The following is a 20,371-nucleotide window of genomic DNA, read 5'->3' as shown; positions in this document are numbered from 1 at the left end:
TCACTGAATTTTCATCATTATTTCAACTCTAATAGATCCCATTTATTTCCATATAAATCTTCAAATACTGCCACAGTTCCATATTGTTCATCTCGCGGTGCTTCGTTAAAAACAACCCCGTTATCTTTCATTTCCTCGTAATCTCGCCAAAAATCATTGGTTTGTAAAAACAAGAAGACACGACCACCACTTTGGTTACCGACCGACAATAATTGCTGCTCTGTACTAGCCTCGGCAAGCAGTAAATTTGTGCCATTTGAATTAGGCGGGGAGACTTGCACCCAACGTTTTCCTCCCCCTAAATCGGTATCTTCCACTAAGGTAAATCGCAATTTCTGAGTATAAAATGCAATGGCATCGTCATAGTTTTTGACCACTAACGCAATATTTCCAATGCTCTGCTGTATCGGTTTGCTCATCTTAATTCTCATTGTAAAAAACAATACCTAGCTAGCCTATCGCTAACGATGCACATTCTCCAATATATTTCGCCATAGATAATCCACTTTACTCATACTTGATATTATCTAAAAGCATAGGACTCATGGCTAAGTATTCACTATATTCATACCTTAAAGACTCAGCAAAGTTAAAAGCCAATCGGTAATTTAATCGGCACGTTATGGATCCCTTGGCTATATTTAAAACATTAAAAACAATAAGTTATAAAATTCGACTCAGAGAGCCAGCCAATGAATTCAACCTTAGAATCAGTCATGCAGTTAAAAAAACAAATGGAGCTATCCGTTATAGGCCAGCAACATATGGTCGATACTTTATTAGTCGCGCTTCTTACCAATGGCAACGTATTGTTAGAGGGTTTACCCGGAACGGCCAAAACCCGTTCTATAAAAGCATTAGCAGGGGCATTAAGTGTGGATCTGGGGCGCGTTCAATTTACGCCTGATTTACTTCCATCCGATGTTACCGGCACTGAGGTTTATCAGGAAGTTGATGGTAAGCCAACTCTCACTTTTCAGCCTGGCCCTGTATTTAATAACTTATTGTTGGCGGATGAAATCAATCGATCTCCTGCCAAGGTTCAAGCTGCATTATTAGAAGCAATGGAAGAGCGCCAAATTACGGTGGCGGGTAAAACCTATCAGTTGCCTGATTTGTTCATGGTATTGGCGACACAAAATCCAGTAGAACAAGAAGGCACATACCCGCTTCCCGAGGCGCAAATGGATCGATTTATTATGAAGGTAAATCTTGATTATCCTGATGCAGATGCCGAAGAGCAGATTATAAAAATGGTTCGCGGCGAAGAAAATCCAACATCAAGTAAACCAGATCCCATTGATCCTGAGTGTATTTTTACCGCTAGAGAACAAATTCGACAAATCCATTGTAGTGACGCTGTACTTAAATACATGGTAGCCATTATCGTTGCCACGCGTCAGCCACAAAGTTATGTCGATTCAGAGTTAAAGAACTGGATTGCGGTTGGCTCAAGCCCTAGGGCAACCATTGCTTTAGATAAGTGTGCCCGAGCGATGGCATGGCTCAAAGGCAAAGAATTTGTTGACCCTGATGATGTTCGACAAATCGTTCATAGCGTACTACGCCATCGCCTCATTCTCTCCTATGATGCACTCGCCGAAGGTATAACTCCAGATCGTGTTATTGATGAAATTTTATCGCACGTAGCGGTCGCCTAAGAGAGACCTTTATGTCCAATACATCACCAATAGACCCCGATATTTACACAGACTTAAAAGCTCTGCGTCTTTTAAAATACAAAGCCACGGGATTTGACTTTTTGCCACCACAGCCAGTCAACAGTCAATTGACTGGGCGTCATGTATCTAAGCTTCGTGGACGTGGGTTGAATTTTGAAGAAATGCGTCACTATCAAGTTGGTGATGACATTCGCACTATGGATTGGAAAGTCACCATGCGCACCGGCAAGCCGCACGTAAAGATTTTCTCCGAAGAGCGCGAACGTAATGTGTATCTTCTTGTTGATCAAAGAACCAATATGTTTTTTGGTAGCACAGGCAAAATGAAATCCGTGATAGCTGCAGAAATTGCCGCGTTAATTGCGTGGAAAGTGACCGGTTCGACCGATCGAGTTGGCGCAATCATTTTTAACGATCAAACTGCCGTACCTATCGCGCCGCAGCGTAGCGCCAATCATGTTTTAAAAATACTCAATGAGATTGTGATTAAGAACCAACAACTTAAGCCGCAGTTAGCTAAAGAGTCGCAAGGCAATTCGTTTAGCAAATTGTTCCATCAAGCTAAGCGCCTGATAAAGCATGATGCGTTAGTCATTTTAATCACCGATGGCTATGGCTACAGCCAACAAAGTGAACAGCAGATCAAGACACTTTGCCAACACAACGATGTGATCTTATGCCATGTGACCGATCCTTTAGAGCACAACTTGGCTCAAGTCGATCAAATGGTCCTCAGTGATGGCAACATGCAGCTTTCCATTACTGGCGCGCAAACTCAATTGAGAAAAAGCTTTGCCGATGATGTCCGTCAAACGCTCAATGACTTTAGCCGTGTGGCGAAAAAGTATCGCATTCCCATTATTGATATCACGACCGTTCAACCTGCTGACAAGCAACTTAGAAAAGCACTCGGGGCATAACCAATATGACTAGCGCTACTCACGCCGAGGTATTAAAGCCCGTTAGTTTAAACCCTATGCTGTCAGGGTTGGCTGAACCTTCATTACCAAACCCAATCTCATGGTTGCCCAATGCGCCGGGCTGGTACTTACTTGTCGCTCTACTGATTTGCTTTGCAGTGTATCGAGGCTACCGATTGATACGCCAATACCAAGTCAACGCGTATCGACGCTTAGCCCTTGCAGAACTGGAACGATTAAAAAGCCAACCGGATGGATTTCGCCATCTGCCACAGTTGCTACGAAAAACGGCGCTCTGCGCCTATCCAAGATGCGACGTTGCTCCGCTGTTAGGCAGCCAATGGGAAGCTTGGCTCGATCTGCAATGTAAAAACAGTCACTTCGCAAATGAATTTAAAGGCGTACTGGCGTCCATTGCTTATTCACCAAATTCCATGATAGATGAACACCAAACCATACAGCTCATTGAACTGTCAGCGCACTGGATAAAACATCACGAGGTAGCCCATGATCGAGTTTGAATATCCACTGGCAGTGCTACTTTTACTATTACCTTTTTTGGTTTACCGCTTTGTGCCTGCTTACAAAGAATCCAAAAGTGCCATTCAAGTGCCCTTTTTTGACCGTTTAGTCTCGGTATCAGAGAACAAACCATCACAGCACGCAACTCAACTAAAGAGACGAAAAATACAGTGGCTGCTCGTTGTGCTCAGTTATCTCTCTTTAGTCGCCGCCATAGCCAAACCTATGTGGGTGGGTGAACCTATTGAACAGAAAAAGTCAGCTCGTGAAATCATGGTCGCGTTGGATCTGTCAGGATCAATGTCAGAAAAAGACTTTACCGATGAGCAAGGTATTAAGCACGACCGATTATTTGTTGCCAAGCAGGTACTTAGCGAATTTGGTCAACGTCGCCAACACGACAGATTAGGGCTTATCTTGTTTGCAGACGCAGCCTATGTGCAAGCACCATTTACCGAGGATACCCATACTTGGCTTGCATTATTGGACGATGTTCAACTTGGTTATGCTGGCTTTCAAACTGCATTTGGCGATGCCATCGGCCTTTCTATTGCGGTATTTGAGCAAGAAAAAAGTCGCCAACGAGTGATGATTTTATTAACTGATGGTGATGACACTAGCTCAAAAATGCCACCAATAAAAGCGGCTGAAATTGCGGCTAAACATGGCGTAAAGATTTATACCATCGCGATTGGCGACCCTAGCACCGAAGGTCGCTACAAAATGGATTTGCCAACACTAGAAAAAATATCGCAAATCACGGGTGGACAAATGTTTCATGCAATGGATAGAGCTCAATTGGATCAAGCTTACACAACCATTGATACCTTAGAGCAACAACAATTTGAAGTGCTCACCCATCGACCTCGCCATAGCTTGCATCAATGGGCATTTGGGGTTTGCTTTATCTTAAACTTAATCGCCGCAATACTGGTTATTCTCGGGCAACAGCAGCGTGCCCGTCGAGCTAGAAATGTCATCGAGCGCGCGCAAGAGGTGCCAAATGAATAGTTTATTTGATTGGGATATACCGGCAACCCTTAGCCAGTTTCATTTTATTCGCCCTTGGTGGATTGCAGGCTTACTGCCATTAATTGCTATTCATTACCTAATGACACAGCAACAAGATCTTATCAAGCAATGGCAACCCGTGATGTCAAAAAACATCATTGAGCATCTCACCCTTGAGCAGCACAGTCGCATGCGATTAACACCGTTAAGGTTATTTATGGTTTTTTCGGTACTCGCGACCCTGATCATGGCCGGTCCCAGCTGGACAAAACAAACATCGCCATTTTTTGAAGATAACGCTGAACTTATTGTGGCGCTGGATGTTTCTGGCTCTATGTCGGATACCGATATCCAACCTTCACGCTTAGAGCGAGCTAAACAAAAAATTGCGCAATTAGCTGAGCTGCGAGGAGATGCGAAAACAGGCTTAGTGGTCTTCGGCGGCAGTTCGCACGTCGCCATGCCCGTGACTAAAGACAACGAGCTATTTCGATACTTTTTAGATGTGTTAGATCCTAGCTTATTGCCCGACAACCAAAGCAAACCAGAATCGGTCATTGCCCCTATCACCCACTTGCTTAAACAATCGAAAGTGTCATCGACGGTACTCATTGTGACAGACAAAACCGATCAAAAAGCCATCGATAAGCTGCAACAACAGTTCGCCTCACTCAAACATCAAGTTTTAGTTTGGGGCATTGGTGAAAACCCACAAAGTGGTCGTGGTAGTGCCAATAAAAATAGTGCCAAGCAAAATAATGACAAAGGGCTTGCCGACCAGCAGATGCAAAAATTACAGTCTCTCGCTAAAGCGGGACATGGCTCATTAACCTTATTTACTCATGACTCAAGTGATGTAGAGCAAGTGTATAAGCACATTCAGAGCAACCTATTTGCGGTTAATGACAACGCTCAACCTTGGGTTGATTCCGGTTATTTTCTGCTGTTTTTATTGCTGCCCATCCAACTGATGTGGTTTAGAAGAGGGTGGACATTACAGTGGTAATTAAACACGCACTCAATATACAAAACGGCGAAAACCGCCTCTTTGCATTACGTTGGCTGAAATTAAGACCCGTTTGGCAATGGCTTATATTACTGCTTATTGGCATCGCAAGTTGGAGTTACTTCGCAACAAGTCATTTTATGAGCTTTTGGCTGACCAATGATCAGCGAGGCCATATTTACTTTGAACAAAAAAACTACCCGCAAGCACAGTCAGCATTTGATTCACCTAGATGGCGCGCTCACAGTGCCTATCTAGCTGGAGATTTCTCTACAGCAATCGACATGTTACAAGACTTAAATACGGAAGAGGCTTTGTTTTTACTGGCTAATGTTCACGCCTATGCCAATGACTTTGAAAAAGCCAAACAGTTATATCAGCAACTTGAAAATAGCCCTAGCCTGGCAACTCAAGCAAAGCAAAATATTGAAATCATGAATGCTGCCATCGAGAAAATTAAAAATGCGCCTCCAGAAAAGAAAGACGCCGAAAAAATGCTTGATGACAGAGAGAACGTGACAACTGAAACAAAAGCCGCCACTGGCAAAAAAGTGGCACTGTCTGACCAAGTTTGGCTTAAACAAGTACGCCAAGATCCATCTAAGTTTTTACGACAAAAATTTCAGCAGGAATACGCCAATGAACAAAAGTAGTTATCTTAGCAAGGGGAATCTCACCTGCCTAAATAAGTGGTTACGCGGTCACGTATTCATGCTAATCCTATTAATTATTCCGACTTGTGCAATGGCTAACGACTTACAGCAAGCGATTGATAACAATCAGCTTATGCTCTCTGCTAAGTTACAATCCGATAGCATTGTGAGCAAGCAGCAAGCCATTGTTGATGTAGAACTCAGTAGTACTAAGCCATTTAAGCAAGATATGATTATTCCGTATTTAGATATCAAAAATGCGCTCGTCAAAAAGGATGACCAACCTATTATCCGCTCAGCAAAAACAGTTGATGGACAAAGGTGGTTCATTCAAAAAACCAAGGTGTATATTTACCCATTGTCTGAAGGGACTTATCAACTTGCCCCATTTGATATCAGTGTTGCCCTTGATAACGGTAATAAAGAGCCACTAAGCGGCACCATCAGCTCTAAATCGATACCATTAACGGCGACACACCCAAGCAAATTAAACAGCAAACTGCCCTTTGTTGTTGGTAGCAATGCGCAGTTGACTCTCACCAGTGACCGCCCTCTTGATAAGTCATTTTACATTGGCGATGCGGTGGTCTTAACCTATCAACTTGAGGTTAAAAACTCCGATATGCTATTGTTGCCCGAGTTAACCATCCCAAAAATAGCCACTGTTGAGTCGTATCTTAAACCGGTAGTTAAAGAAAACGTCTTTGACCGTTTAAGTAAGCGCAATACTGCGATGCTCTCCCAGCAAGTCACCATTATTTTTCAACAACAGGGTAAGCTTAATCTGCCCGCATTAAAAATGCAGTGGTGGGATACCACAAATAATGAAGTTCAGTTACTGAGCATAGAAGCAGCATCAATACAGGTAGGTACAACAAGCACTGCCGTATTATCAAGCAACAACACTCAGCTAACCGAACTCGGTACAAAGCTTATTAATCAATACTGGAAGACCTTAATTAGCATATTGATCATCGTTATATTTAGCACAGCACTGTTCATAAAACTGCGTGCAAAACAAAAGACATCTCATGCCTTAGTTAAACCGACCAACCACAAAAAAATAATTAAGCAGTACCATATTCACATTACACAACACAACTACGCGAAAGCCGTTGAATGTTTGTACGCAATTGCGGGGACACACACCTTTACCCAGCAACTAAATCCACAAGCACTGATAACATGGAATCAGTTACTTTCTCTTTCATTTAGTGACACCTTATTGAATAAGTTGCCATCTAGCGAGCAGCCTCATACTGCAAAAATTACAACTAAGCAGGCACAATCTCTGGTTCAGGCGCTAACACAGCCCAAAACGAAACAACAAAAAGAAATGAAATTTAACTGGAGGCTAAATCCATAATTGCATGCTTACGACATATAAGTTTAGATGTGCTTCAAGCAGAACCAACAAAATTAAGGATTATGGAGAAACAAAAACGATGCATGATGAAAACTTCAATGTTAGAAGCAGTATTGATACCAATCACAGTATGTTATTGGTATCGAAAAAATATTAATTACAATAGTTTATTTGCAGAGTCAGACAACATTTTTTGGTGTTCCGAAATAGTCTGTATTCGAGTCAAAATATCTTCGAACTGTAGCGTATCAACATTAGAATAAAATGTAATAGCACCGTCTTGTATCGTCCACCCATCACGATTAGCATCCAGCATTTGAATAATGCTGTTTACTTCATTTAACACCAGCAATTCTTCTTTCCACATTGCATTTTGTTGTTTGCAATGCACAATTTTAGAATCGATATAATTATCTTCTATATGGGCATTTGCTTCATGTTCATATAATTCCTGTTCAAACTCATACAATTTCTGCTGCGTTTGCAATAAATGCTTAAGTATCGCAGTGCGCGTATCTTTCAAAATGGCATAGCTTTCAACAAGATTTTTATCATTTTGCAGGCGAGAAATATCAAGGATAGAGTACCAACCCGATTCCATCACCGCTTGTTGATAACTTTGGCTGAGATCGGTTGGTTGTGGCAAGACAATAGGAGCTTTAACTTGAGGGGCATGGGGCAGCACAATCATAGGTATACTGGAGTCATCAGAGAAGGTGTGCTCGGAATGAGAACCAATAAATTGCCCTATGCCTAATGCAGCAATAATAATCACTAACGCCCAAATGGCTCGAATAGTACATCGTGCGCTAGTACAAAAGATCAGTAGCAGTCCCCATAAGAATAGGATACTGGCTAACCATTTACTGCTATTAGCAAAAAATGACGTCTGGTTTACCAAAGATGAATATCCTTGATAAGTCGATATCGTTGTAACGAGTGCCAATCCGAATAAAAAATAAATCAAACTACCTGACAGCGATGTTGCTCTCAGAAACTGTTTTCTCATATTTAGCTTTCCTTGCTAAAAAGTCCTATTATTTCCTTTGAAGTTTCATCCTGAATCTTCATACAACAGGGTCCTTAGATAACAATAGAACGAATTGTCAATATTTGCACGATTCGAGCTTTAAATTCCAACAACCCTCACAATAAATCGTATGATAAGTATGATCAATATGGTTTAATTTTTATTTTAAAAACAAATAGATACTGAATATTAACTTTTCTTTTTCTATTCGTTTGTTGTTATCGATTTCTATAATTGAATATTACTTAGAAATCATTCAAACCAATGCAATTTTTCATGCAGACTTGTGACACTACCAACGATAATTAAAGACGGACTAATGGCCTGCTCGGCAATCTGAGATAATTGAGAAAGATTGCCAGTTAACACGCGCTGATTTGCGGTGGTTCCACGCTCAATAATTGCCACTGACGTCTGCTTTGATAAACCTGCGACTGTCAGTTTTTCCTGAATACTCGCACTCTCTTTTAGTCCCATATAAAAGACTAACGTCGTATTACCTTTTGATAGACTTGCCCAATCAATATCCATGCCCTCTTTTTTTAGGTGGCCTGTAATAAAGTGGACGCTTTGCGCGTGATCTCTGTGCGTTAGAGGAATACCGGCATAGGCGCTGCAACCGGCCGCTGCAGTAATGCCTGGCACAACTTCAAATGAGATTTTTTCTAAAGCCAATTTTTCTAATTCTTCTCCGCCGCGACCAAAAATAAAAGGGTCACCGCCCTTTAATCTCACAACGTGCTTATTTTGTTGCGCTTTTTCCACCAGCACTTGGTTAATTTCATGTTGCGGAACACAGTGATGATCTAAACGTTTACCCACATAAATCAATTCTGCTTCGGGGTTAACCTGCGCCATAATCTCATCAGAAACCAAACGGTCGTATACCACAACCTGCGCTTTTTGAATAAGGCGCAGTGCTTTTACCGTTAACAAGTCAGGATCACCCGGCCCAGCTCCCACTAACGAGACAAATCCACCTTGATTTGCTGATATTGATTTTGATGTCATGCATAAACTCACTAATGCTAGATACTGAAAATACATCGATTACAGTAACAAAAATTATTTATAACAAGTTATTCAATAAAAACAACTTGTTATAAATAATTTGCCTCATAGAATCTATGAGGCAATCAAACAGTGAAAAGCTGAAATTAAGGGATTAACACTGTTTTTCTATATTACTTGCGAGTATTACGCGCCTTGTGTAACCGATGCTTTCGGTGTAACAGATGCTTGAGATTTTTCATCTAATTCATCAAGCGTTGGCGCAGTCTTAGCGTGAGTTAAGTAAAGTGGGATACAGGTAAATAAAAGGCCACCCACAATATTACCTAAAATAGTTGGGATAAGATTGAAGTTCAACCAAGTTGCAATGCCAAAGTCAGCACCCAACATCATACCTAGTGGGAACAAGAACATATTCACTACGGTGTGCTCAAATACCAAGGCAAAGAAGATAAAGATTGGTAGCCACATTGCCGTTACTTTTCCAGCTACAGTGCGCGCAGTCATGTTGCCAATGACGCCTAGACAAACCATCAAGTTACAAAAAATACCGCGTACAAAACAGGTAATCCAACCATCTACGCCCATATTTTCAAAGCCTACGGTGCGAGCTGTCGAGGCTGCGATAAACTTTTGAGCAACGGCATTAGGGTCAATAGAAAAGTTGGCCGTTAAAGAGACTGCGATTAAGTAAGCCACAATCAAAGAACCAATTAAGTTACCAAGACCAACCAGTCCCCAACAACGTAGCACTCGTGCCCAAGTAACACCTTTACGATTTTCTAGTTTTGCCAGTGGCGCTAAACCAAAAACGCCCGTCACTAGGTCATAACCCATTAAGCTTAAAATACAAAAGCCAACAGGGAACACTAGAGCGCCAACAATACCAATGCCTGTTTGAACAATTGCCGTAATGGCTACAACTACTGCCAACGACAGAATAATACCGGCCATAATCCCACGAAGGATCAGATCTCTTGCATTTGTTTTTACCTTAGCTTCGCCAACGTTAATCATTGTTTGCACAATTTCTGCAGGTTTTAAATCGTTCATATTGCTACCCATATAAAATTAAAAGTTAAAATTGAATAGTCAAAGGCTCCCTACTCTTGCTAAGCAAGAAGCCTTTTTGCTATTAAATCTCTAAGCTAAATTGGACAGTACTAAGCTAAAAATACTAAGCCAAAAGTACTAAGCTGAAATTTCTACAGAACCTTTAACCACTCGTGCTTTAAAAGACTTAACGTTAAAACGTTCATCTTCCATACAAACACCCGTCGCTAAATTAAAGCGTTGTTTCTTTAATGGGCTGGCGACCCACAATTCTTGCTTGTGCTCAACAATCAAGCCGCGCGAGAGTACATTTGACTGCGCAAACGGATCCGTATTTGAGATAGCAAATACCTTCTCTTCTTGACGAGGTCTAAATACGGCAACTTGCTGACCTGCAATCAGCGCACAAACGCCAGTGCCCGGTACGATGTCATCAATTTTACAGATTTTTTCAAAACTCATGATTTCTATCCCTTATTACTCAGTCACTGCTTCGTGAAAAATATCGCCTTTGGCTTGCGGATTTTTTTCCGTAAAAGTCGCAGGGCGATGTTGATCACGCTCACTCACAAACACCACGTTATCATCGCGAATGTCTGAGTTAATAAAGTGAGAGAAACGAGTCAATTGCTGCTGATCATTGATGGTGTCAGTCCACTCACAGCGAAACTCTTCTATAAGTTTTGCTACATCAGCTTCAAGCTGAGCATTAATATTGAGTTTGTCTTCAACAATCACTTTACGCAGATAATCGACACCACCTTCAAGGTTCTCTAGCCAAACCGAAGTACGTTGCAGTGGCGCAGCTGTGCGGATATAAAACATCATGAAACGGTCGATATATTGAATTAGCGTCTCTTGGTCAAGATCGGTCGCCAGTAAGTCCGCATGACGAGGCTTCATACCGCCATTACCACACACGTACATATTCCAACCCGCATCCGTAGCAATGATGCCTAAGTCTTTACCTTGAGCTTCGGCGCACTCACGAGTACAACCAGAAACACCAAACTTCATCTTATGCGGTGTACGAATTCCCTTGTAGCGATTCTCAATCATTGAGCCAAGACCAACTGAGTCTTGCACCCCATAACGACACCAAGTCGAACCAACACAGGTCTTCGCCATACGCAGTGCTTTGGCATACGCCTGCCCTGTTTCAAAGCCTGCATCAATTAGCTTGCCCCAAATAGCAGGAAGATCGTCTTTTTGCGCACCAAATAGACCAATACGCTGTGCACCCGTCACTTTGGTATATAAATTATATTCAGCGGCAACGTTAGCAAGAGCGGCTAATGCTTGCGGCGTTACTTCACCACCAGCCATACGAGGGATAACCGAATAAGTGCCGTCTTTTTGGATGTTTCCTAAGAAGTTATCGTTGGTATCATGCAATTTAACCAATTGAGGTTTTAAAATATGATCGCCCCAGCAAGACGCTAAAATAGAGCCTACTAACGGTTTACACACTTCACAGCCGTAGCCTTTGCCGTATTTTTCTAACAGCTCATCAAAGGTTTTAATTTCTTCGATGCGAATCAAGTGGAACAGCTCTTGGCGTGAATAAGCAAAGTGCTCACAAACATCGCTTTTCACTTCGACGCCTGCTTTAGCAAGCTCTGCATTCAATACTGAGGTCACAAGAGGAATACAACCGCCACAGCCAGTACCGGCGCTTGTGACCGCTTTGATATCAGCAACCGTATGATGACCGTCAGCAACAGCCTGCGCGATTCGGCCTTTAGTGACATCAAAACATGAACAAATAACCGCACTTTCTGGCAACGCATCAGCGCCTAACGTTGGCTTTTCTGCGCCAGCATGGGCAGGTAAAATAAGTGCATCAGGATGTTCAGGAAGCTCAATCTCATTCAGCATTAGCTGCAAAAGATCGCCATAGTCAGAAGTATCACCCACCATCACAGCGCCAAGCAGTTTTTTGCCATCTTCTGAAACGATTAAACGCTTATAGACTTCAAGCTCTTCATTTTGATAGACGAAGCTCTTACAACCCGGAGTTCTGCCATTAGCATCGCCAATAGACCCTACTTTCACGCCAAGTAGCTTCAACTTAGCGCTCATGTCAGCGCCTTCAAATTGACTGTCGTTACCGATAACATGATCGACTGCAACTGTTGCCATCTTATAACCTGGTGCAACCAGACCATAAAAGTGAGTGTTCCAAGAGGCACATTCACCAATGGCGTAAATGCTCTCATCAGACGTCTGACAATGGTTATTAATCGCGATACCGCCACGAGGCGCAATATCTAAGCCCATTTGACGCGCAAGTTTATCTTGAGGGCGAATACCTGCAGAAAAAACAATGAAGTCAGTTTCAAGCTCAGTACCATCAGCAAAGCGCATCACATTACGCAGCTGCTTTCCTTCTGGCGCGATCTCTAAGGTATTTTTGCTGGTATGAACATTAACGCCCATACGCTCAATTTTTTGGCGCAGTTGATTACCACCAGCTTGGTCAAGTTGCTCGGCCATTAGCTTAGGTGCAAACTCAACAACGTGAGTTTCTACGCCAAGTGCACGTAGCGCGCCAGCCGCTTCAAGACCAAGTAGGCCACCACCAACAACAACCCCGACTGTACTGTTCTTTGCCGTCGCTTCGATAGACTTAAGATCTTCGATAGTGCGATAGACAAAACAGTCTTTGCCTTCGTTACCTTTGATAGGCGGAACAAAAGGATAAGAACCCGTTGCCATGATGAGCTTATCGTATTCAATTTCACGACCCGTGCTTGAATGAACGATACGATTTGCACGGTTAACATTAATTGCACGTTCGCCCAAAAGCACATTAATACCGTGCTTTTCATAAAACCCTTCTTTAACAAGAGAGAGTTCTTCAGCAGTATGATGTGAGAAATATGAAGAGAGGTGAACACGATCATAGGCGATACGTGGCTCTTCGCAGAACACGGTTATATCCATATTAGAAACATCTGTTTTTTCAACAAGATCTTCAATATAACGATGTCCCACCATGCCGTTACCTATGATAACTAGCTTCATCTGGCTCATAGTGGTTCCTTAAAAATGTGATAACTTTCGCGATTGTATGTAGGAAACACAATCCAAAATTGATCCAGATCAATTTACGACAAATATAACCCTTATTGGGTAGTTGTCATACAAGATGACAAATAAGTCATTGATTCTTAGTGAATTCACTATTTTTACGACTGCAACAGTTTGTAACAGCGTCATTGAGTTGCTAAAATCCGCCTTATTGCTTCATATAATCCCTCTGATATGGTGTGGGAGTTTCTACCAAAGGCCATTAACCTTTGATTATGAAGTCATTGTCTTTATTTACTTATGTCTCTTTATAAAGGTGACGACTTATGGATTTTCACTCTCTGCCAAAAATCGACCTTCACTGCCACCTAGATGGTAGTGTTCGCCCCGAAACTCTGATTGAATTGGCAAAGATCCAACAGATTGAAATACCAAGCCAAGATGTTGATGTTATTCGCGACATGATGATTGCTCCGGAAACTTGTGTTGACTTAAAACAGTACCTCACCCGCTTTGATTTACCGTTACTTGTTATGCAAACTGAGCAAGCTCTTGAACAAATCTCTTATCAAGTGTTTGAAGATGCAGCCAAAGAAAACGTAAAGTATCTTGAGGTTCGGTTTGCCCCTTTATTGCATGTCAACAAAGGGCTTAGTGTTGAGAAAATCATCGCAGCGGTTGTGAAAGGCATGAAGCGTGCAGAACTGGATTATGATATCCACGGCAATTTCGTTTTATGTATTTTGCGCACCATGCCAAAAGATGACATTAAATTAGTGATCGATGAAGGGGCTAAATTCCTTGGACACGGCGTAGAAGCCTTTGATCTTGCTGGTGCTGAGCTGACTGGTTTTTGTCATGACTTCGTTGAAGAAGCAAAATATGCGCGTAAAAAAGGATTTCACATCACCATCCATGCTGGTGAACAAGGCGATGGACAAAACGTACAAGATGCTATCGAGCTATTAAAAGCGGAACGCATTGGTCATGGCATTCATATTATTGATCATAGCGGTGGTTTTAAAGCGGTGAGAAATGGCAATGTTGGTCTAGAAACCTGCCCTAGCAGCAATGTACAGACAAAAGCGGTAGAGAATATTGAATCTCACCCCGCTAAACGTTTCTATAAGCAAGGTCTTGCTGTCACCATCAATACTGATAATAGAACCGTTTCAAATACAACGATGACTAAGGAAGTGCAAAAAGTCTGCGAATTATTTTATCTTTCGCCAAAAGACTATCAAGCCATCTATCTAACCAGCATTGAACAAAGCTTTGCTAATGAAGAAGTCAAAGCGCAGCTGCGTGCTTATATAGATTAAGCTACGTATAAACCACTAAAAATAAAAACGGCCAACTGTTTCCAGATTGGCCGTTTTTGATCCTGCTCTATTCAAGTAATAAAATCCGTGATGATTATATTTTACTTTTTCATCATCTTCGCAAGATCGGCAAATGGATTATGAGTCGCAACCTCATGATCGTCAGCCCTTGCGACAGGATCAACACCATAGCGTTCATGATCGGTATATTTAGAATGCTCATGATCGTGACAATATAAGCATAATAGTTCCCAATTGCTGCCATCTTGTGGATTATTGGTATGATCGTGGTCTTTATGATGCACGGTTAATTCACGAAGATTAGAATACACAAACTCTCGCGCACAGTTACCACAAACCCAAGGGTATAATTTCAACGCTTTATCGCGATAACCCGCCTCTTTGCGAGCGTAAGCGGCGCTACTACCTGTATGATCTGATGAAGAAGACATCTCTATTTCCACATTTTATTGGTTATTGATATACACGATTAAATTAGCACAATTTGATACGCGGTGCAGTTAGCCATCTAATAATTCATGATCTGTTAACTGACAAATAGCCAAATACCGACACCTATCATCAAAGAACCTGCTATCCGATTCATAAATTTCACGTTGTCACTATTTGCAAGCATCACCCTAAGGCCTTTGCCACCAGAAGCATAAAGGCTCATACATAGAAACTCAGACAACATAATAATGCCAACAAGAATACCAAGCTGCGGCGCAAGTGCGTAATCAGCACTGATAAAAGGAGGTAATAGAGAAATCATAAACGCCCAACCTTTCGGGTTGGCAATAGCGGTGATAAACCCTTGCGCCATCAGGCCATAGTTCGATGCGCTTGAAGACTCAAGGTTCTCATCCGAGATTGCCATTTTCCCCTTAGATCGCCACATTTGAATGCCAAGATAGCTCAAATACAACGCACCAAGCGTTTTAAAAGCAATAAACAGCATCGGCATCTTGATCATCACCGTCGCGATCCCCAAAACGGCACTAATGGCAACTACTGCAACGCCAAAGACTTCACCAAGCATCATCCATAAAGTACGTTTATATCCGACGCTCATCCCCAAGCCAAGGGCCAGCGTCATGCACATACCAGGCGTGATCGATACAAATAAAAAGGTAGGGATAAACACCCATAATGTTGCTGCGTCCAAAGTTCACGCCTCAGGTTTAAAAGAGAACTGTCTAAATTACCTACAATTTCTTGATTATGCTAGAGATTAGGTTCATTAAAAGAAAAATATATTGATTAGAGATGAGGCTCTCACAGAGCGATACTTGACTATGATTCGCAGTGTGAATGATATATATTCACTGACGTTACTTCGATATAATATTGGTCGCCGACAATGAGTGTTCAATATTTAACTGTCGATATAACAATAAGGTAATCAATACCTTAATTATAAGGATATCGCGGGTTCTATCATTAAATTGATACAATCAAATGAATAAGAGATAAAGGATAATAAGCTTAATTAATGGCTGATTCTAAATTAATACAAGCAAAACATGAACTCGGACCCCTACAGTTTCTTACCCTTATTTTGTCAATCTATGTATTGATAGTCCTGTTTATTGAAAATGCTTTTTCTCTACCAGAAGATGTCTCAGACCTACTTTCTACTATCGATACCTTGGTCTGTTTTGTATTTCTTGCCGACTTCTCGCAACGCTTTTATCGCGCGCCTAATAAACTCAAATTTATGAAATGGGGCTGGATTGATTTGCTGTCAAGTATCCCGATGGTCGATGCTCTGCGTTATGGGCGATTTATTCACCTAGTGCGATTTTTCAGAATATTGCGCGCGATTCGCTCCACCAAGGTCATTTTATATTACCTATTTCACAACCGCCGTATGGGCACCTTTACCATAGTCGCCAGTGTTTCCGTTCTATTAGTTATTTTTGGTGCAATTGGCATTTTGCAATTTGAAAAAGGCTTACCTGAATCGAATATACACACCGCAAGCGATGCATTGTGGTGGGCATTTGTCACCATCACCACCGTTGGCTATGGCGACTTTTATCCTGTGAGTGCATTTGGTCGTGCTGTGGCAGCAGTGCTGATGACGGCAGGGGTTGGCTTATTTGGTACCTTTACCGGTCTGGTGGCTAACTGGTTTATGCTTGAAGAACAGTCTCAAACTAGCCAACACGATCAGCAAGAGCATGACGTTTTAAAAAATGAAATCCATGTATTACACGCTGAGCTTAATGAAATAAAACAACTGATTAAAGAACAGGGTTCATCAACATCATCTAATAATGACTCAAAGTAACTCACTCGCAATCAATTGAAGCAAGAACGTCTCTCTTTCGATACTTAAGCCCTTTTTCGCACTGTTAGCGATGGTTTGTTGGTTATGTGCTATCGCTTCATGAATATTGACCCATTGCGCACGCATTCCGTTCTTAATTTCATAGTCTTCAAAATTAGGGGTTCCAAGCACCCTATCCACCTCACAGGTATAACAGTAAGAATGCATGTGCATTACATCAGCATCGTCTTTATACCAAGGACGAAACTCTTCAAACACGCCATATGGGGCGATATTACAAATATTTTGCGCCCCAGTTTCTTCTTGTAGCTCTCGTACTAAACCTGCAATCACATCTTCCCCGTCATCAATTCCGCCACCGGGTAGCGAATAGTCATGATAACGTTCGGTGTATAACAGCAATATTGAACTACCTTGCAAAGCGATGGCTCTTGTTGCTCGTCGATTAATGATTTTTTTCTGATCAAGGTGGGATAAGTTTGGATGTACGGTTGTTTTTAAATGGCGCATGAAATTGATTGCTAGCAGGGTATTTGCGGTTATTTTAGCATGTATGTATTGGTTAACTGTTGAATTAATTAAGATATCTCGTACACTAAATCAGACAAACTGAAATAATTTAGTTCTTTGGAGCCAAAAGTAATGAAGAAAATCCTCCTACTATCTATCATGGCAAGTACTGTGTTACTTGCAGGCTGCGCCAGTGAGCCAAATGAATATACAGTTAAAGACTGGGATCCCATCACCAGCAAAGCCTCTATGTATTGTGTACAAGAAAATCATGATATAGAGCGTGCAACAGAGAACAACCAACGCGTAACCTATTGTGAGATTTCAGATAGCGAGAAATACGAGATCTGGGAATATTACTACCAGAACCACGAAGATGAGCGCCCAGATGCGCAAAATCAAGCTGATGAGACCAAACAGCCGTAAACTAAATACCAGTTTACAATGACGATAGCCCTACTTTGTTGATTGTTACAATCAAATATCGGTAGGGCTTTATTTTGGGATTTTTAAATGAATTAAACGATTTCCCAAGAGTGAGTCATTTCCACACCCTTATCTAACATTAGACAAACTGAACAATATTTCTCTAAAGAATCTTTCGCCACTTTAGCGACAATAGCTGGATCTAAATCTTCGCCTGATACTGCAAAATGGATATTGATTTGAGTAAAGTATTTTGGCGCTTCATCACGACGTTCACTGCTTAGTTTTGCCACACATCCTGTCACTTTTTGATCGGCACTTTTTAGGCCATCAACAACATCAACAGAGCTACAACCACCCGCGGCAATTAATACCATTTCCATCGGGCTTGGCGCAGTTTTGCCACCACTACCGTCTAATACAACAGAATGACCCGATTGGGATTCACCAATAAATTTAAAATCTTCTACCCAAGATACGGTTGCTTGCATAATCACTTCCTCTTTTAGAATTAGCATATTGTACACAGAGCAAATATGAACTCAACTACTGCAATAATGACGATCGCATTGCAAAACAGGCAAGTTTTAATTTCATGTTGAAAAACTTGAATATGCATAACAAATTTACAAAATGTATAGGGTTGTATACCTGTGATTTCATTGACTTATCGACTCTGCTCTATAGACTAAATCAGGCAAGAAAAGGTTTGTTTTTGATGTTGTTGCATGCAGTTGGAGATTCGTCATCTATTGTATTTATCAACTGTCAACACAACCTATTTCAAGCTCTTTGAATGGTCGCAACAGGCCAAATTTAGTTATATCAGAAAGGAAAACTGACAATGTCAAACACAACTACTGGCACCGTAAAATGGTTCAACGAAACTAAAGGCTTTGGTTTCATTCAACAAGAAAACGGTCCAGATGTATTCGCTCATTTCTCTGCAATCCAAGGCGACGGTTTCCGTACTCTTGCTGAAGGCCAAAAAGTAGAGTTTGTTGTTACTACAGGTCAAAAAGGCCCGCAAGCAGAACAAATTCGCGCTGTTTAGTTCGCGCTAAGTAAGCCAGTARCTTACTGGCTTACTTTTCCCTCTTCTTCCCTATATAATCCCACGCCTAAACCCTACTTTGTGGAATCCCTACCTTGGCGTTAAAACCGACGATCTTTAAGTTTCGTGTCAATATTGCTGATACTAATCGCAACCAATATGATGATATTAGCCTTACCATAGCAAAGCACCCTTCTGAAACTGAAGTACGTATGCTTGTTCGTATTCTTGCCTTTTGTCTCAATCGTACCGAACACCTCACCTTTACTAAAGGGTTGTCAGATCAAGATGAGCCTGATATTTGGGAGTTGTCTGATGTGGGTGATATTTTGACTTGGATTGAAGTGGGCGAACCCTCCACAGATAGAATCAAAAAAGCCGCTCGTAAATCAAAGCAAACTCATATCTATACTTTCAATGAGAATAAATCACAGGTTTGGTTTAAGAAAAATCAAAGCGTATTGCGAGAATTTAAAGCCAGTATCACGCAATTTGATTTTGCCCCCATCGAAGCGCTAGTTTCAGGTCTGGAAAGAACCAACGATTTTAGCTTGATGATTTCAGGAAACACCTTATTTGCAACATTAGGTGACGTGAATTCAGAAATCACTATCACCGAACTGCAAACGCAATAATTTAAAAGTTGCCGAGCTTACATTAAGCCATAGTCCAGTACACTCTTTTGATGAAATAGCCCTTAAAGACAATAAAGGGCTATTATTTGATTGTAGAATAACGGATTTTCAACAATATTCGTCTTACTCTTAAGGGCTTTTCTGCGCTATTTTTGAGCATTCACTGATTGTAATTAGTATCACTCTTCACTTTTTTGAGTTAAGCCAGCACTGACTAAACTCGACACCAAAATGGCCAGATAAAACACCCCTGCAATAGCCTGAAAATAAGCCACAAACCGAGTCAATGGCTCATTGGGTGATATAGCGCCATATCCCACCGATGTCATGGTAATAAAGCTAAAATAAATCATCTTAGATAAATTATCTAACCATGGCCCATATTCAATGCCGTTGAATCCACCATCGAGTACTTCCAATACCAATAGTTGAACAAACGTAAACCACAATCCCATCATAAGGTAAATACAAATTGACCCAACGATTTGATTTCTATCTATTTTTGGCGCAGTTAAAATAAGTTGTGTGGCGTGCTTTAAATATTGCGCGATAAACACAATTAACGCTAACAAAGACACCACGGCTAAATTAGCCGCATCAAAAATGGAGGCCAAAGAGGAAAAGAGCACCAATACGACTAAAAACCCAAGCCAGCCTCGTGTACCGGTTTTGTTCCGCTCTATGCCTAAAATAGACGCCGACATGCAAAATAACAGTCCAACTAAAATGACTTCCTGCCCTGTGCCAAAGAACTGCTCGACAATAGCGCAGCCTGCAAGCAGTGAGACTAACGCTACAAACAGATACAGAAAATTGTCACGCTCTGTAATTTTTGCCATTA

The 20,371-nt window shown here is 41.4% G+C and carries 23 protein-coding genes, 1 pseudogene and 1 riboswitch; of the genes and pseudogenes, 13 read left to right on the top strand and 11 right to left on the bottom strand.

Going from position 1 to position 20,371, the window contains the following annotated elements; all coding sequences use genetic code 11:
- Window positions 1-17: 17 nt before the first annotated feature.
- Window positions 18-419 carry a VOC family protein gene (locus tag A9260_RS14735; RefSeq protein ID WP_068700251.1) on the bottom strand — a complete coding sequence of 134 codons (402 nt, stop codon included), beginning with the start codon at window positions 417-419 and terminating at the stop codon, window positions 18-20.
- Between the two features lie 273 nt (window positions 420-692).
- Between A9260_RS14735 and A9260_RS14730 the strand changes: the two genes are divergently transcribed.
- The 8 genes and pseudogenes from A9260_RS14730 to A9260_RS16975 all read left to right on the top strand — a co-directional run.
- Window positions 693-1,661, top strand: coding sequence for an AAA family ATPase (locus A9260_RS14730; RefSeq protein WP_068700249.1), 969 nt, complete (start codon window positions 693-695; stop codon window positions 1,659-1,661).
- 11 nt (window positions 1,662-1,672) lie between these two features.
- Complete coding sequence (locus tag A9260_RS14725) at window positions 1,673-2,602, top strand: DUF58 domain-containing protein (RefSeq protein WP_068700247.1); 930 nt, start codon at window positions 1,673-1,675, stop codon at window positions 2,600-2,602.
- A 5-nt stretch (window positions 2,603-2,607) separates the two neighbouring features.
- Complete coding sequence (locus A9260_RS14720; RefSeq protein ID WP_068700245.1) at window positions 2,608-3,123, top strand: DUF4381 domain-containing protein; 516 nt, start codon at window positions 2,608-2,610, stop codon at window positions 3,121-3,123.
- A complete protein-coding gene (locus A9260_RS14715) occupies window positions 3,110-4,135 on the top strand; it encodes a vWA domain-containing protein (RefSeq protein ID WP_068700242.1) in 1,026 nt (341 codons plus the stop codon). The genes A9260_RS14720 and A9260_RS14715 overlap by 14 nt, the downstream gene beginning before the upstream one ends.
- Entirely contained in the window at window positions 4,128-5,141 is a 1,014-nt protein-coding gene (locus A9260_RS14710; RefSeq protein WP_068700240.1) for a VWA domain-containing protein, read from the top strand. Before A9260_RS14715 ends, A9260_RS14710 begins: the two co-directional genes overlap by 8 nt.
- Complete coding sequence (locus A9260_RS14705; RefSeq protein WP_231892606.1) at window positions 5,135-5,794, top strand: tetratricopeptide repeat protein; 660 nt, start codon at window positions 5,135-5,137, stop codon at window positions 5,792-5,794. Before A9260_RS14710 ends, A9260_RS14705 begins: the two co-directional genes overlap by 7 nt.
- A complete protein-coding gene (locus A9260_RS14700) occupies window positions 5,781-7,160 on the top strand; it encodes a BatD family protein (protein WP_068700238.1) in 1,380 nt (459 codons plus the stop codon). The genes A9260_RS14705 and A9260_RS14700 overlap by 14 nt, the downstream gene beginning before the upstream one ends.
- Window positions 7,160-7,279, top strand: a pseudogene (locus A9260_RS16975) (ISAs1 family transposase); the annotation flags it as partial. The gene A9260_RS14700 and the pseudogene A9260_RS16975, both read left to right, overlap by 1 nt.
- Before the next feature lie 38 nt (window positions 7,280-7,317).
- Here the strand turns inward: A9260_RS16975 and A9260_RS14695 are convergent.
- The 5 genes from A9260_RS14695 to nirB all read right to left on the bottom strand — a co-directional run bounded on the left by A9260_RS14695 (window position 7,318) and on the right by nirB (window position 13,290).
- Complete coding sequence (locus A9260_RS14695; RefSeq protein WP_068700236.1) at window positions 7,318-8,169, bottom strand: hypothetical protein; 852 nt, start codon at window positions 8,167-8,169, stop codon at window positions 7,318-7,320.
- A 273-nt stretch (window positions 8,170-8,442) separates the two neighbouring features.
- Window positions 8,443-9,201, bottom strand: a complete 759-nt coding sequence (cobA, locus tag A9260_RS14690) for a uroporphyrinogen-III C-methyltransferase (RefSeq protein WP_068700233.1) — start codon at window positions 9,199-9,201, stop codon at window positions 8,443-8,445.
- A gap of 186 nt (window positions 9,202-9,387) precedes the next feature.
- On the bottom strand, window positions 9,388-10,254 hold the full coding sequence (locus A9260_RS14685; RefSeq protein WP_068700397.1) for a formate/nitrite transporter family protein: 867 nt from the start codon (window positions 10,252-10,254) through the stop codon (window positions 9,388-9,390).
- A 138-nt stretch (window positions 10,255-10,392) separates the two neighbouring features.
- Window positions 10,393-10,716 (bottom strand): nitrite reductase small subunit NirD, encoded by a 324-nt coding sequence (gene nirD / locus A9260_RS14680; RefSeq protein ID WP_068700231.1) that lies wholly within the window; start codon window positions 10,714-10,716, stop codon window positions 10,393-10,395.
- A gap of 15 nt (window positions 10,717-10,731) precedes the next feature.
- A complete protein-coding gene (gene nirB, locus A9260_RS14675; protein WP_068700229.1) occupies window positions 10,732-13,290 on the bottom strand; it encodes a nitrite reductase large subunit NirB in 2,559 nt (852 codons plus the stop codon).
- Window positions 13,291-13,483: 193 nt separating this feature from the next.
- A riboswitch (purine riboswitch) is annotated at window positions 13,484-13,583 on the top strand.
- 30 nt (window positions 13,584-13,613) lie between these two features.
- Between nirB and add the strand changes: the two genes are divergently transcribed.
- Window positions 13,614-14,609: an adenosine deaminase gene (gene add / locus A9260_RS14670; RefSeq protein WP_068700226.1), complete on the top strand. Its 996-nt coding sequence runs from the start codon at window positions 13,614-13,616 to the stop codon at window positions 14,607-14,609.
- Window positions 14,610-14,710: 101 nt separating this feature from the next.
- Here the strand turns inward: add and A9260_RS14665 are convergent, their stop codons facing one another.
- A complete protein-coding gene (locus A9260_RS14665) occupies window positions 14,711-15,061 on the bottom strand; it encodes a YajD family HNH nuclease (RefSeq protein WP_068700224.1) in 351 nt (116 codons plus the stop codon).
- A gap of 95 nt (window positions 15,062-15,156) precedes the next feature.
- Window positions 15,157-15,777, bottom strand: coding sequence for a LysE family translocator (locus A9260_RS14660; protein ID WP_068700222.1), 621 nt, complete (start codon window positions 15,775-15,777; stop codon window positions 15,157-15,159).
- A gap of 327 nt (window positions 15,778-16,104) precedes the next feature.
- On the opposite strand from A9260_RS14660, the gene A9260_RS14655 reads away from it, so the two are divergent.
- Window positions 16,105-16,905: an ion transporter gene (locus A9260_RS14655; protein WP_068700220.1), complete on the top strand. Its 801-nt coding sequence runs from the start codon at window positions 16,105-16,107 to the stop codon at window positions 16,903-16,905.
- Here the strand turns inward: A9260_RS14655 and A9260_RS14650 are convergent.
- On the bottom strand, window positions 16,897-17,415 hold the full coding sequence (locus A9260_RS14650) for an NUDIX hydrolase (RefSeq protein ID WP_068700218.1): 519 nt from the start codon (window positions 17,413-17,415) through the stop codon (window positions 16,897-16,899). The two genes, A9260_RS14655 and A9260_RS14650, sit on opposite strands and share 9 nt — an antisense overlap.
- Window positions 17,416-17,547: 132 nt before the next feature.
- Here A9260_RS14650 and A9260_RS14645 point away from each other — a divergent pair, with 132 nt between their 5' ends.
- Complete coding sequence (locus A9260_RS14645; RefSeq protein ID WP_068700215.1) at window positions 17,548-17,841, top strand: DUF333 domain-containing protein; 294 nt, start codon at window positions 17,548-17,550, stop codon at window positions 17,839-17,841.
- Between the two features lie 92 nt (window positions 17,842-17,933).
- Here A9260_RS14645 and A9260_RS14640 read toward each other — a convergent pair whose 3' ends face one another.
- Window positions 17,934-18,332 carry an OsmC family protein gene (locus tag A9260_RS14640; RefSeq protein WP_068700213.1) on the bottom strand — a complete coding sequence of 133 codons (399 nt, stop codon included), beginning with the start codon at window positions 18,330-18,332 and terminating at the stop codon, window positions 17,934-17,936.
- A gap of 353 nt (window positions 18,333-18,685) precedes the next feature.
- On the opposite strand from A9260_RS14640, the gene A9260_RS14635 reads away from it, so the two are divergent.
- Together A9260_RS14635 and A9260_RS14630 are read left to right on the top strand one after the other, a co-directional pair.
- Window positions 18,686-18,895, top strand: a complete 210-nt coding sequence (locus tag A9260_RS14635; RefSeq protein ID WP_068700211.1) for a cold-shock protein — start codon at window positions 18,686-18,688, stop codon at window positions 18,893-18,895.
- A gap of 95 nt (window positions 18,896-18,990) precedes the next feature.
- A complete protein-coding gene (locus A9260_RS14630; protein WP_068700209.1) occupies window positions 18,991-19,530 on the top strand; it encodes a YaeQ family protein in 540 nt (179 codons plus the stop codon).
- A gap of 179 nt (window positions 19,531-19,709) precedes the next feature.
- Here A9260_RS14630 and A9260_RS14625 read toward each other — a convergent pair whose 3' ends face one another.
- A complete protein-coding gene (locus A9260_RS14625; RefSeq protein WP_068700207.1) occupies window positions 19,710-20,369 on the bottom strand; it encodes a potassium channel family protein in 660 nt (219 codons plus the stop codon).
- Window positions 20,370-20,371 lie beyond the last annotated feature (2 nt).

It is taken from the genome of Vibrio sp. UCD-FRSSP16_30 (assembly GCF_001676025.1).
GTDB lineage: Bacteria > Pseudomonadota > Gammaproteobacteria > Enterobacterales > Vibrionaceae > Vibrio.
This window is presented reverse-complemented; position numbering and strand designations above follow the sequence as displayed.

Coding starts and splice junctions, on each gene's coding strand:
- nirD (WP_068700231.1), bottom strand. CDS start 10,716: ATGAGTTTTGAAAAAATCTGTAAAATTGATGACATCGTACCGGGCACT.
- cobA (WP_068700233.1), bottom strand. CDS start 9,201: ATGACATCAAAATCAATATCAGCAAATCAAGGTGGATTTGTCTCGTTA.
- nirB (WP_068700229.1), bottom strand. CDS start 13,290: ATGAGCCAGATGAAGCTAGTTATCATAGGTAACGGCATGGTGGGACAT.
- A9260_RS14640 (WP_068700213.1), bottom strand. CDS start 18,332: ATGCAAGCAACCGTATCTTGGGTAGAAGATTTTAAATTTATTGGTGAA.
- A9260_RS14710 (WP_068700240.1), top strand. CDS start 4,128: ATGAATAGTTTATTTGATTGGGATATACCGGCAACCCTTAGCCAGTTT.
- A9260_RS14655 (WP_068700220.1), top strand. CDS start 16,105: ATGGCTGATTCTAAATTAATACAAGCAAAACATGAACTCGGACCCCTA.
- A9260_RS14700 (WP_068700238.1), top strand. CDS start 5,781: ATGAACAAAAGTAGTTATCTTAGCAAGGGGAATCTCACCTGCCTAAAT.
- A9260_RS14725 (WP_068700247.1), top strand. CDS start 1,673: ATGTCCAATACATCACCAATAGACCCCGATATTTACACAGACTTAAAA.
- A9260_RS14730 (WP_068700249.1), top strand. CDS start 693: ATGAATTCAACCTTAGAATCAGTCATGCAGTTAAAAAAACAAATGGAG.
- A9260_RS14695 (WP_068700236.1), bottom strand. CDS start 8,169: ATGAGAAAACAGTTTCTGAGAGCAACATCGCTGTCAGGTAGTTTGATT.
- A9260_RS14665 (WP_068700224.1), bottom strand. CDS start 15,061: ATGTCTTCTTCATCAGATCATACAGGTAGTAGCGCCGCTTACGCTCGC.
- A9260_RS14625 (WP_068700207.1), bottom strand. CDS start 20,369: ATGGCAAAAATTACAGAGCGTGACAATTTTCTGTATCTGTTTGTAGCG.
- A9260_RS14720 (WP_068700245.1), top strand. CDS start 2,608: ATGACTAGCGCTACTCACGCCGAGGTATTAAAGCCCGTTAGTTTAAAC.
- add (WP_068700226.1), top strand. CDS start 13,614: ATGGATTTTCACTCTCTGCCAAAAATCGACCTTCACTGCCACCTAGAT.
- A9260_RS14645 (WP_068700215.1), top strand. CDS start 17,548: ATGAAGAAAATCCTCCTACTATCTATCATGGCAAGTACTGTGTTACTT.
- A9260_RS14650 (WP_068700218.1), bottom strand. CDS start 17,415: ATGCGCCATTTAAAAACAACCGTACATCCAAACTTATCCCACCTTGAT.
- A9260_RS14735 (WP_068700251.1), bottom strand. CDS start 419: ATGAGCAAACCGATACAGCAGAGCATTGGAAATATTGCGTTAGTGGTC.
- A9260_RS14685 (WP_068700397.1), bottom strand. CDS start 10,254: ATGAACGATTTAAAACCTGCAGAAATTGTGCAAACAATGATTAACGTT.
- A9260_RS14635 (WP_068700211.1), top strand. CDS start 18,686: ATGTCAAACACAACTACTGGCACCGTAAAATGGTTCAACGAAACTAAA.
- A9260_RS14715 (WP_068700242.1), top strand. CDS start 3,110: ATGATCGAGTTTGAATATCCACTGGCAGTGCTACTTTTACTATTACCT.